Raw genomic sequence first — 11284 nt, forward strand, 5'->3', positions numbered from 1 at the left:
TGATTTTTTTAAAGTGCTGAAAACAAAGGGAAAAATTCGTTTGTGACGTTCGTCACAGAATATAATCCTTCATTTTGGTGGCGGGAACTGACCTGTTCGGCGTCATAAGTTTTCATTAGTGTGTCAGACAATCTCAGGGCCGGCTGACACGAATTAAACAGGCCCTGATTTGTTACTACCCGCTGACGATGACCTTTGTCTGTCCGGCACCATAAGCAGAGATGCAAGCATGAGTATTCAGGAAGCCGTTTTAGTCCTGCATGACCACGAGGTGGTCGAAGCGTACTGGCTGGCAGATTTTGAACGTCTGGTTCGTCAGCAAACACCTCTGCAGCATGCTGCGGAACACAAAATACAGGCGGCCTATCTGCAGATCGGCAATCACCGTTCGGCCGAAGCGCTGGTGCTGTTTGAGGCACCGGTTAAACATTCTGTGATTGATGCGCGCTGGTATATGCCGCTGCGTCGTCTGGCTGACAGTGCCGGGCGTGGTCCTAATATGGGCGCCGGCCGTATCCGGCTGGCCTGTCGCAGTCAGTGTTCCATCAGCTGGCATGCTGACTCGCTGTGGGAGCCGGTGACATCCGATTTTATGGCTATCCGCAAAGCATTGCGTGGCAGCATGCTGCGCGATCAGGCGCCGTTAACCGAGCGTGATTTGTGGCCGCAGGAGCGAATTTCTGCTGTGGAACGTGTGACCGGTGGCGCCGGCGCCGGCAGCCTGCTGGCTAAAAAGCACAGCGACCCGGAAGTCGAAGACCTTAAGCGCACGCTGCGCAATGAGATGGAAGCCTACCGCCGTCAGCTGCAGCAGTTGCAGCAGGAAATTGAGCGGCAGAAGAGCCTGAATGAAAAGCTGGGACGTCAGGCGGATGCCTCCGGCGAAGCCGAACTTGAAGAGCTGCGCCAGGTGCACCGCAATGAAATGGCCGCTCATGCCGCCGAAGTCGAAAGCCTGACCCTGGCGCTGGAGCAGGAGCGTCAGGAGACTGAGCGTTTACGTCAGTCTCTGAACGATAACCAACCAGTGGCAGAGCCTGTGGTCAGTGATGAAGAAGCCGCACGCTTAAAAGAAGAAGCAGCAACCCTGCGCCAGTATCTGGAACAGGCAGAAGAGCAGAGCGCTGAACGTTTTGTTAATCGTCTGGATGGCCTGGAAGCGGTGCTGGTGGCATTTCATCCGGGCGTTGGTCATCTGACCATTACGCCGGCCAACATGCTGCGTTATGCCGATAACCCCCTGGCCTACGCGGCGCAGAAGTGTTTTGTCAGCGAAGAGGTTTACCGCCGCTGGCTGGATCATTATGACGATCCGCGCTGTCAGCAATGCAACGCTGAAATCCCCCGCATAGAACACCCGCGTGAGTTCGATCACGACCTTAATGCCTACTGTAAACTGCACCGCCAGTTGCACCTTGCCGGCAGCTGACGACACCGGGGTTCGCTGGTCCGGGATTGATCCGGCTGAGCTGGCTGCCCTGATTGAGCCTGTGCCCGGCCTGCCGTCCCGCGGCCATGTCGATATCCTGCGGCTTGATCGTCTGCATCCTCATATCTCCGGTAACAAAGCCTTTAAACTGGCCGGATTTCTGCCGCGCTTCAGAGCATCCGGCCGCCGTGCGCTGCTGAGTCTCGGCGGCCCGTACTCCAATCATCTGCATGCTCTTGCAGCCCTCGGGCAGGCGCTGAATATTCCGGTGATTGCGTTGGTGCGCGGCTATGCGCATCTGCCGCTGACGGCTACGTTGCAGGATTGCCAGAGCTGGGGAGCTGAACTGGTTTTCGCCGATAAGAAAACCTACGCCCGCCGTTATGATCCGCAATGGCAGCAGGAACTGGCTCAGCACTACGATGCCTTTGTGATTCCTGAGGGCGGCTCAGGTGATGCCGGAGAGCAGGAGTGCCGGCAACTGGCGTCATTGTGCGAAGGCTACGATCAGGTCTGGCTGGCAGTTGGCAGTGGTACAACGGCACGGGGACTGGCGAAAGGGCTGCAGGAACAACGGATTGATTGTGAACTGGTCGGGGTGAATGCGGTTGCCGATCAGGGTGAACGCCTGCGCGCCTGGCAGCAGGCGATGCCGGCGGATGTACGCTGGCGCCTGCTGGATGATGCTCATCTGGGTGCGTTCGGACGTACTTCGCCAGAGCTGCTGGCGCTGATTGAACGCTATGATCGTCAGCATCTGCCACTGGACCCGGTGTATACCGCCAAACTGTTGCTGGCCTTTGAGCAGGCCCTGATGACTGAATCCGCGCACGCCCGGATTTTACTGATTCACAGCGGCGGGTTGCAGGGGCGTCGCGGCTATTCGCTGTAATGTGCTTTTAAATCTGACCTCAGCCCAGCTTAACCGGCAGATTCTTATGGGTGCCGTTCTGCGGCCAGTCATCCGGCATAATCAGCCAGCGCTGCTGTTCGGCCCAGCCGTATGGACCTTCCTCTGTCTGTATCACGCAGCAGGGATAGGTCAGATGACGGAAATGCGTGCACAGATACTCAAGTAACTCCTCCCGGCCGATGCTGAAAGCCGCCAGCGCCGGGCTCAGCCACTGCGGTTTGGCCAGCACGTACCAGCGCCCCTGTGGCAGATAATCGGCGGCCTGCCGGGCATGGCACCAGTGTCCGCGCCAGTGATGGGCCGACACTTCCGCCGGCAGGCTGGCCTGATACTGCGGGTTGGCTGGATAAAACAGGCAGCCGCGCATCACCGCCAGACTGGTCTGCGGCTGCCAGTTCAGCGCAGCCAGTTGTTGCTGTGCCTGCGGATTCTGGCGCATGGGCAGCTGATGTTCGTGGGTATGGCGGATTTTGCGTGCCAGCAGATCGGCGCGGTTGGGGCCGATCCAGTGCTGGCCCTGTTCATTGCCGTAGCCAAGATAGAATTTCAGCGCCAGCTCCAGATGCCATTGCTGGCGGCCGTTATCCAGCAGCAGGTCCAGCTCACCGAGGGTTTTGCCCTGATCAATAATCTGCACATTGGCCTGAAAACGGATGCCACTGAGTTGCAGATATTCCTGCCACAGCTGCTCAAATATTAATCCCAGACGCGGACTGCTGAAGTCCGGAGCCAGATTGCTCAGTTGGGCAGCCAGAGGTTGCCAGTTATCAGGAAGCCAGGGTTGATCAGCCGGGCTCCAGTCACAGTCGAGCAGGGGCGGGCCGAACAGGCTCCAGATCAGGTCGCGCTGATGCTGGCCGGGCAGGGCGAAGTAGGAATGATCAGCGGCAAACAAGCGTTTTTAACTCCTCTGTGGTATAAATCGGGCCATTATTCGCAGGGCTGCAGCCAGCCGTTCTGCCTATCGCCCACTTAAATGCCAGGTCGCAGTAATGGAAGAATTTCGTAACATCGGCATGATCGGCCGTCTGAACAGCAATAAAGTGATTGAGACGGTTAAGCGTCTGTCCCGTTATCTGATCGATGAAGGCTATCACGTTATTCTTGATGACCGTATTGCTGAAGTGATGCCGGGTCATGGCATGCAGGTCAGCAATGTTAATCTGCTCGGTGAGATCTGCGATCTGGTGATTGTGGTGGGCGGTGACGGCAGTCTGCTGGGTGCGGCGCGCGCACTGGCGCGTTTTAATACGCCGGTGCTGGGGATTAACCGTGGCCGCCTGGGATTCCTGACCGATATCAGCCCGGACGAAACCATGTTCGACGCGGTGCAGGATGTTCTTAATGGCGAATACGTCAGTGAGATGCGCTTCCTGCTCGATGCTGAGGTAAAGCGTGATGGCAATCCGATTGCCACCGCCGCGGCGCTGAACGATGTGGTGCTGCACCCGGGTAAGTCAGCACGGATGATTGCTTTTGATCTGTGGATTGAAGGCCAGTACGTTTATAACCAGCGTTCCGATGGTCTGATTGTATCGACACCAACCGGCTCGACCGCGTATTCGCTCTCCGGCGGTGGCCCTATTATGCACCCGAAACTGGATGCGCTGGTGCTGGTGCCGATGTTCCCGCACACGCTTTCCAGCCGGCCGATTGTGGTTGACGGCAAGAGCGAAATTAAAATCGTGATTGATTCGGATCTGGGTATTTACCCGACCATCAGTTGTGATGGCCAGACGCATATTCCCTGTGCGCCCGGCGACAGTATTACCATCCGCAAAAAAGCCCATAAACTGAAGCTGATTCACCCCAAAGGCCACAATTTCTATGAAATTTGCCGGACTAAACTGGGCTGGAGTAGCAACCTGGGGGATTAAGTATGCACCAGGGTTACGATTTAATCGGTGACATTCACGGCTGTGGCGAAACGCTGATCGAGTTGCTGGAGCAGATGGGCTACAGCAAACGCGGCGGCGTGTACCAGCACCCGAAGCGCAAGGTCGTTTTTCTCGGCGATATTGTTGATCGCGGACCGCATATCCGCCTCGCCTGTCATGTTGTACGCGATATGGTCGATGCCGGTCATGCCGATATAGTGATGGGTAATCACGAATACAATGTGGTGACCTATTGCACCGAAGCGCCGCCGGGAATGCGCCAGCCTTTTCTGCGTCCGCACACCAAACGCAACAGCTTTATTGTCGAGCAGACACTGGAGCAGTTTGCTAATTATCCGCACGAGTTTAATGAATTTCTCGACTGGTTTATCGATCTGCCGCTGTTCCTTGATTATGAGCACTTCCGCGTGGTTCATGCCTGCTGGGATCAGGCCATGATTGACGAATATCTGCGCCGTTATGGCAGTAATAAACTGCATAAAAATATGCTCGCTGAGTCGGTGAATACCAGTTCATTTATTTATAAGTTTCTCGACCGTATGCTGCGTGGCACATCACTGAAATTACCCGATGGCCGTTCAATGACAGCCAAAGACGGTATGGTGCGGCAGTTTTTCCGTACCAAATTCTGGGAAGGTGACCCGGAGCGCTACAGCGATGTGGTTTTTCAGCCTGATCCGCTGCCCGATGATATCGAACACGCTTTATTAAGCGGTGAAGAACGCGACCAGCTGCTGTTTTACGGCCCGCAGGAAAAACCGCTGTTTATTGGCCACTACTGGATGCAGGGTTTACCTGCGCCCATTGTGCCTAATATCGCCTGTCTTGATTACAGTGCGGTTAAATACGGACGTCTTGCCGCGTACCGTATGGATACCGAACGCAGTTTGCAGCCGGGTAAATTTACCTGGGTGCGGGTAGAAAAGAGCGAGCGGTGATGGAGCCTGTGCTTGTGCTGGTCGCACCGGCCGGTGTGGATTTATCGCCGCTGACTCAGCGTCTGTGGGCCGAACGTATAGCGCACAGAGTCATTGATCAGGCGGATGGTCAGCAGTGTTTATACCTGGCCGATGGCCGTCATGCGCCGCAGGTTAAGCAGTGGCTGGAAGAATGGCAGGCAGGGCAGATTACTCCGCTGCCTGCGGAAGCGGTTGAACCTAAGCTGTGGCAGGGATTACTGCAGTTACTGGCAACACCGCTCAGCACCTTTATTTTATTGTTGTTACCGGCCGTATTTATCTGGATGCATTTTTCAACCGGCTGGCAAAGCTGGGTCAGCGCAGGCGCAGATTATTGGCCAGAGCAACGCTTTGATCCGGGTGTTTACTGGCAATTAGGTGTCTGGGAATTATGGCGGCCAACCTTGCTGCATTTTTCACTTCTGCACTTGCTGTTTAATTCGCTCTGGTGGTGGATTCTGGCCAGAAGAGTAGAGCAGCATGAGGGCGTTAAGCCTCTGCTGGTTCTGCTGCTGGTTTGCGGTCTGATGGGCAATATGGTGCAGTGGTGGTATGCCGGGCCGGCATTTGGCGGGATTTCCGGCGTCACTCTGGGATTGCTTGGCTGGGTTGGATTCCGTCAGCGCCGGCGCAATATCGATTACCGTATTCCGCGCATGTTATTACCGGTCATGGTGGGCTGGTTGTTGCTCACCATCAGTGCCGATACCCTGGTGCCGGGATTATCCGGTACCGCGCATGGAGCGCACTTAGGCGGACTGATCAGTGGTTTTATTCTGGCTATGCTGTGGCCGGTTAAAACCGTCAGCCGTGATACTGAATTTAAGTAAGAAAAGACACTGCCGCTGTGGGCAGGTCTGTGATGAGGTTGCTATGACACTTGAACAACTTATTAAATCCCTGACGCCTGAGATCTATCAGAATCTGCGCAATGCCGTAGAGCTGGGACGCTGGCCTGATGGCCGTAAGCTGGAGCCTCAGCAGCGAGAACTGTGCATGGAAGCCATTATTCATTATGAACAGATTCACGACCTGCCGGCGGAGCAGCGCGTGGGTTATATGGAAGATGCCTGTAAATCATCAGGTAAAGATGATCACGACGATGTTCAGACACTGACCCTGCAGTAATTTATGACTCAGATTCTGGCCAGTGGCCTGCTCAGTAAAATGGCCCTGCAGGCCGGCGAACACGATGATGTTGTGCAGTATCAGCTGGTGCTGGACGATCAGCGGCTGGATTTAAATCCGCTGATTGGCCGTCATATTGAAATGACCTACAGCGGTGCCATTCACTGCAGTCATTGTGGGCGGCGTACCAAGACCAGTTTCAGTCAGGGCTATTGTTACCCCTGCTTTACCTCGCTGGCGCAATGCGATTCGTGCATGATGAGTCCGGAAAAATGCCATTTTTCGGCGGGTACCTGTCGCGAGCCTTCGTGGGCGGAGCAGGTTTGCTTTAACGATCATATTGTCTATCTGGCGAATTCTTCCGGATTAAAAGTGGGCATTACCCGTGCCACACAAATGCCGGTGCGCTGGCTGGATCAGGGCGCAGCACAGGCGTTACCGATTGCGCGGGTTAAAAATCGCCGCTTGTCAGGTTTGATCGAAGATTTATTGCGTTCGCAGGTAGCCGATAAAACCAACTGGCGCACCTTGCTGAAAGGCCCGGCCGCTGCTCTGGATTTAGTAGCTGAGCGCGATCGTCTGCTGAGTGAGTTTGCCCAGCCGCTGGCAGAAATTGAACAACGCGAAGGCGTTGGCAGTGTGCAGCTTCTGCACGACGCCGATGTCTGGCAGTTTGACTACCCGGTCAGTCAGTATCCAAACAAAATCAGCAGTTTTAATTTTGATAAAAATCCTCAGGTCAGCGGTCGTCTGCTGGGCCTTAAGGGGCAGTATTTAATACTGGATGGTGGTGTGATTAATTTACGTAAATTCAGCTCATACCATATTTCATTTGCGTTAAAGGATTAAGTCTATGCGTGATGCACAGCCAACAGCCATTTATCTGAAAGACTATCAGCAGCCGGACTACTGGATTGAGCGCACTGAGCTGACCTTTGAATTACAGGATGAATATACCCTGGTGACGGCGCTGCTGGATCTGGTGCGCAATGATCAGGCAGCGGATGGCGCTGATTTGCTGCTTGCCGGTCAGGATCTGGAACTGATCAGTCTGGTGCTGGATGGTCAGACTCTTACCACCGAACAATATGAGCTGGGTGATGAAAGCCTGACCGTGAAAGGCGTACAGCAGCGCTCACAACTGGTAATAAAAACCCGGATTTATCCGGCAAAAAATACCGCCCTCGAAGGCTTGTACCGTTCCGGTGGTATGTACTGTACCCAGTGTGAAGCCGAAGGTTTCCGCCGAATTACCTATTATCTCGACCGTCCGGATGTGATGTCGGTTTTTACCACGCACATTATTGCCGATGCGGCGCAATTTCCGGTGTTGTTATCTAACGGCAACCTGATTGCTGACAGGGTTGAAAATGGTCTGCATAAAGTGACCTGGCACGACCCGCATAAAAAACCAGCCTATCTGTTTGCGCTGGTAGCCGGTGATTTACGCGTTAAGGAAGACCGCTTTACCACCATGAGCGGGCGTGATGTGGCACTGAAAATTTTTGTCGAGCCACAGAATATCGATAAAACCGACTATGCCCTTGATGCGTTAAAACGCTCCATGCGCTGGGATGAAGAAGTGTATGGCCGCGAATACGATCTGGATATTTTTATGATCGTCGCCGTCGATGACTTCAATATGGGCGCGATGGAAAATAAAGGACTGAATATTTTCAATTCGTCCTGTGTTCTGGCCAATCCGGCGACCGCCACCGATGCTGCCTACCAGCGTATTGAGGCCATTGTTGCGCACGAATATTTCCATAACTGGTCGGGTAACCGCGTCACCTGTCGTGACTGGTTTCAGCTGAGTCTGAAAGAAGGATTTACGGTGTTCCGTGATGCCTGTTTCTCGGCTGATATGAATTCCGCCACGGTTAAACGTATTGAAGACGCAAACATTATGCGCACCGTACAGTTTGCCGAAGACGGTGGGCCGATGGCGCACCCGGTGCAGCCGGATTCCTTTATCGAAATTTCCAACTTCTACACCGTGACCATTTATGAAAAAGGTGCAGAAGTGGTCGGTATGCTGCACAAAATTCTCGGCAAAGACGGTTTCCGTAAAGGTTCCGATCTGTATTTTGACCGCCACGATGGCCAGGCCGTTACCATTTATGATTTTGTGCAGGCGATGGAAGACGCTAACGGCGTTGATCTGACCCTGTTCAAACGCTGGTATAAGCAGGCGGGTACACCGCTGGTAACGGTGAACAGTGAGTACGATGCGGATGCTCAGCAGCTGCGCCTGACACTGACTCAGCGCTGCCCGGATACGCCGGGGCAAAGTAATAAACTGCCGCAATGGATTCCGGTACAGCTGGGCCTGATTGGTGCTGATGGCAAGGATTTGGTGATTCAGGTTGAACCCGCGTCCGCCTGGACAGAAAGCAGTCAGGTGCTGCATCTGACCGAAGCTGAACAAACCTTTGTTTTTAGCGGTGTTGCAGAACAACCACGCTTATCGCTGTTCCGTGATTTCTCCGCACCGGTGAAAGTGGAGTTCGAACAATCCGCCGACGATCTGCTGTTTTTACTGCAGCATGACAGCGATGGCTTTAACCGCTGGGATGCCGGTCAGCGTCTGCTGCTGAGCTGGATTAATGCCGCCCAAGAGGGCAATTTTGAATTACGCCCGGAAGTACGTGAAGTTTTTGCCCGTCTGCTGGCTGATGAATCACTCGATCCGGCGATGGTCAGCTGTCTGCTGACACTGCCATCGGAAGCCTATGTGGCTGAATTCTCTGCCGAGGTTGATCCGCTGGCGATTCATGCGGCGCGTAAACAGGTGCAGCAGGCGATTGCTGAATCGCTGAGTGAAGAATTTGCCGCCTGTTATCAGCGTCTGCAATCGGACGCTCCTTATGCACCAGAACCGGCACAGATGTCGGCGCGCAGTCTGAAAAACCTGGCGCTGGCGTATTGGGTGAAGGGCAGTGCTGCAGGTCTGCAGCAGGCCGTCAGCCAGTATCGCAGCGCGGATAATATGACCGACCAGATGGCCGCGCTGGTGGCGGTGGTCAACAGCGGTGATGCCGCGCAGGCAGAACAGTTGCTGGCCGATTTCTATCAGCAGTGGTCACAGGATGCGCTGGTGGTGAATCAGTGGCTGTCGGTGCAGGCTGGTTCGGCGGAGCTGGGTAAGGTGGAATTTATTCAGCAGCTTCTGGCACATACCGCCTTCGATTGGCGTAACCCGAATAAGGTACGCTCGGTATTGGGGGCATTTGCCAATCAGGCACTGTGTCATTTTCATCGTGAAGATGGTGCCGGCTACCGTTTACTGGCCGATGCGGTATTGCGTCTGAATGACAGTAATCCGCAGATCGCCGCACGTCTGTTGACGCCACTGACCAAGTGGCGGCGTCTGGTGCCGCAATTATCGGAGTTGATGAAAGCCGAGTTGCAACGCATTATGCAGCATGGCGCTTTATCCAAAGACGTGTATGAGGTTGTCAGCAAGAGTTTGATTTGAGCATCGCTGCAAGTTTCTTTATTCTTGCTTCGGGGAAGATTGCCGCACTCTGCGGTGTAGTTGAGGTCGCATAATGAAAAAAAATAAGTGGATAGCGGCTGGTGCATTGGCGTTGGCGTTTGTAATGCCGACGGCAATGGCGGCAGTATCCGTTAAAGAAGCGGATCGCCTGAAAGGGGAACTGACACCGCTGGGAGCTGAACGTAGTGGTAATGGCAGTGATATTCCGCCCTGGCGTGGTGGTCTGAATCTGCCGCCGGTGGGCTATAACAAGCCTGGCCAGCACCATATTGATCCGTACGCCAAAGATAAACCGTTGTTTGTCATTACAGCGGCCAATATGAAGCAGTATGCCGAGTACCTGACCCCGGGCCAGAAGGCATTATTCAAGGTATATCCTGATACTTTTAAAATGCCGGTCTATGAGACCCGTCGTACAGCAGCTGCACCTGAGTGGGTGTACGAAAATACCTACAAAAACGCTATCCGTGCCGAGCTGAATAAAGACGGCAATGGTCTGATGTATGCCTATGGCGGGATTCCTTTTCCGCTTGCCAAAACCGGTCTGGAAGCCATCTGGAACCACGTAACACGCTGGCGCGGCATTTATTTAACCCGCCGGGCGTCTGAAATTGCCGTACATGTTGATGGTGATTTCTCACTGGTAACGGTGCAGCAGGAAGTCGAATTCAACTTTTATCGCCGTGATAAAAGCATCGAAGATCTGAATAATATTCTGTTCTACTACCTGTCATTTACCAAAGCCCCTGCGCGTCTGGCGGGTGGTGCGGTATTGGTTCATGAAACCCTGAACCAGGTGGATGAAGCACGTCAGGCATGGGGTTATAACGCTGGTCAGCGTCGTGTACGCCGTGCGCCTAACCTGGCTTACGATACGCCGATTGCGGCGGCTGATGGTCTGCGTTATGCCGATGACACGGACATGTATAACGGTGCTCCGGATCGTTACAACTGGAAGCTGCTGGGTAAAAAGGAAATCTATATTCCTTATAACAGCTACAAGCTCAGTTCAAATAAGGTCAGCTATAAAGATCTGATTAAGCCAGGTCACCTGAATCCTGATTACACCCGCTATGAAAAACACCGTGTATGGATTGTTGAAGCAACCCTGAAAGACGGTATGCGTCACGTATATCACAAGCGTGTGTTCTACCTGGACGAAGATACCTGGGGGGTTGCGGTTGCTGACCAGTACGATTCGGCCGGTGATCTCTGGCGTGTGAACATGGCTTACATGAAAACCTATTACGAGTTGCCGGTAACCTGGACCACGATGGATGTGTTCCATGATCTGAAAGCCAAGCGTTATCACGTGCAGGGGCTGGATAATGAAGAGGCGGGGACCATTGACTATACCAATGAGCCTCCGGGGGATCGCTACTTTACTCCGGCCGAATTGCGCCGCCGCGGTAAGCGCTGATCGGGCAAACGAACGGATGAGTTTTACTCATCCGTTCT

10 protein-coding genes are annotated in these 11284 nt (G+C 54.0%); 9 read left to right on the forward strand and 1 reads right to left on the reverse strand.

The window, feature by feature from the left end:
* The first annotated feature begins 229 nt into the window (after positions 1 to 229).
* Both MT343_RS07125 and MT343_RS07130 read left to right on the forward strand, forming a co-directional pair.
* On the forward strand, positions 230 to 1429 hold the full coding sequence (locus tag MT343_RS07125; RefSeq protein ID WP_145469445.1) for a hypothetical protein: 1200 nt from the start codon (positions 230 to 232) through the stop codon (positions 1427 to 1429).
* Entirely contained in the window at positions 1416 to 2321 is a 906-nt protein-coding gene (locus tag MT343_RS07130; RefSeq protein WP_243989474.1) for a 1-aminocyclopropane-1-carboxylate deaminase/D-cysteine desulfhydrase, read from the forward strand. Before MT343_RS07125 ends, MT343_RS07130 begins: the two co-directional genes overlap by 14 nt.
* 19 nt (positions 2322 to 2340) lie before the next feature.
* Here the strand turns inward: MT343_RS07130 and MT343_RS07135 are convergent, their stop codons facing one another.
* A complete protein-coding gene (locus MT343_RS07135; RefSeq protein ID WP_145469447.1) occupies positions 2341 to 3237 on the reverse strand; it encodes a DUF1853 family protein in 897 nt (298 codons plus the stop codon).
* A 97-nt stretch (positions 3238 to 3334) separates the two neighbouring features.
* Between MT343_RS07135 and MT343_RS07140 the strand changes: the two genes are divergently transcribed.
* From MT343_RS07140 to MT343_RS07170, 7 genes are all read left to right on the forward strand, one after another.
* Positions 3335 to 4219: an NAD(+) kinase gene (locus MT343_RS07140; RefSeq protein ID WP_145469448.1), complete on the forward strand. Its 885-nt coding sequence runs from the start codon at positions 3335 to 3337 to the stop codon at positions 4217 to 4219.
* A 2-nt stretch (positions 4220 to 4221) separates the two neighbouring features.
* On the forward strand, positions 4222 to 5178 hold the full coding sequence (locus MT343_RS07145; RefSeq protein ID WP_145469449.1) for a metallophosphoesterase: 957 nt from the start codon (positions 4222 to 4224) through the stop codon (positions 5176 to 5178).
* A complete protein-coding gene (locus tag MT343_RS07150; RefSeq protein WP_255449041.1) occupies positions 5178 to 6029 on the forward strand; it encodes a rhomboid family intramembrane serine protease in 852 nt (283 codons plus the stop codon). Before MT343_RS07145 ends, MT343_RS07150 begins: the two co-directional genes overlap by 1 nt.
* A gap of 43 nt (positions 6030 to 6072) precedes the next feature.
* Positions 6073 to 6327, forward strand: a complete 255-nt coding sequence (locus tag MT343_RS07155; protein WP_145469451.1) for a YeaC family protein — start codon at positions 6073 to 6075, stop codon at positions 6325 to 6327.
* Positions 6328 to 6330: 3 nt separating this feature from the next.
* Positions 6331 to 7176: a DUF2797 domain-containing protein gene (locus tag MT343_RS07160; protein ID WP_145469452.1), complete on the forward strand. Its 846-nt coding sequence runs from the start codon at positions 6331 to 6333 to the stop codon at positions 7174 to 7176.
* 4 nt (positions 7177 to 7180) lie between these two features.
* Complete coding sequence (pepN, locus tag MT343_RS07165) at positions 7181 to 9805, forward strand: aminopeptidase N (protein ID WP_145469453.1); 2625 nt, start codon at positions 7181 to 7183, stop codon at positions 9803 to 9805.
* Positions 9806 to 9878: 73 nt separating this feature from the next.
* Positions 9879 to 11246 carry a DUF1329 domain-containing protein gene (locus tag MT343_RS07170; RefSeq protein ID WP_145469454.1) on the forward strand — a complete coding sequence of 456 codons (1368 nt, stop codon included), beginning with the start codon at positions 9879 to 9881 and terminating at the stop codon, positions 11244 to 11246.
* The last annotated feature ends 38 nt before the right edge of the window (positions 11247 to 11284 follow it).

It is taken from the genome of Venatorbacter sp. C2-1, from assembly GCF_022832715.1.
GTDB classification, from domain to species: Bacteria; Pseudomonadota; Gammaproteobacteria; order Pseudomonadales; family Oceanobacteraceae; genus Venatoribacter; species Venatoribacter alkanivorans.

What these genes read in the sequence shown, in the direction of transcription:
- pepN (WP_145469453.1), top strand. Translation starts at nt 7,181, where the DNA reads ATGCGTGATGCACAGCCAACAGCCATTTATCTGAAAGACTATCAGCAG.
- MT343_RS07155 (WP_145469451.1), top strand. Translation starts at nt 6,073, where the DNA reads ATGACACTTGAACAACTTATTAAATCCCTGACGCCTGAGATCTATCAG.
- MT343_RS07145 (WP_145469449.1), top strand. Translation starts at nt 4,222, where the DNA reads ATGCACCAGGGTTACGATTTAATCGGTGACATTCACGGCTGTGGCGAA.
- MT343_RS07160 (WP_145469452.1), top strand. Translation starts at nt 6,331, where the DNA reads ATGACTCAGATTCTGGCCAGTGGCCTGCTCAGTAAAATGGCCCTGCAG.
- MT343_RS07140 (WP_145469448.1), top strand. Translation starts at nt 3,335, where the DNA reads ATGGAAGAATTTCGTAACATCGGCATGATCGGCCGTCTGAACAGCAAT.
- MT343_RS07170 (WP_145469454.1), top strand. Translation starts at nt 9,879, where the DNA reads ATGAAAAAAAATAAGTGGATAGCGGCTGGTGCATTGGCGTTGGCGTTT.
- MT343_RS07125 (WP_145469445.1), top strand. Translation starts at nt 230, where the DNA reads ATGAGTATTCAGGAAGCCGTTTTAGTCCTGCATGACCACGAGGTGGTC.
- MT343_RS07150 (WP_255449041.1), top strand. Translation starts at nt 5,178, where the DNA reads ATGGAGCCTGTGCTTGTGCTGGTCGCACCGGCCGGTGTGGATTTATCG.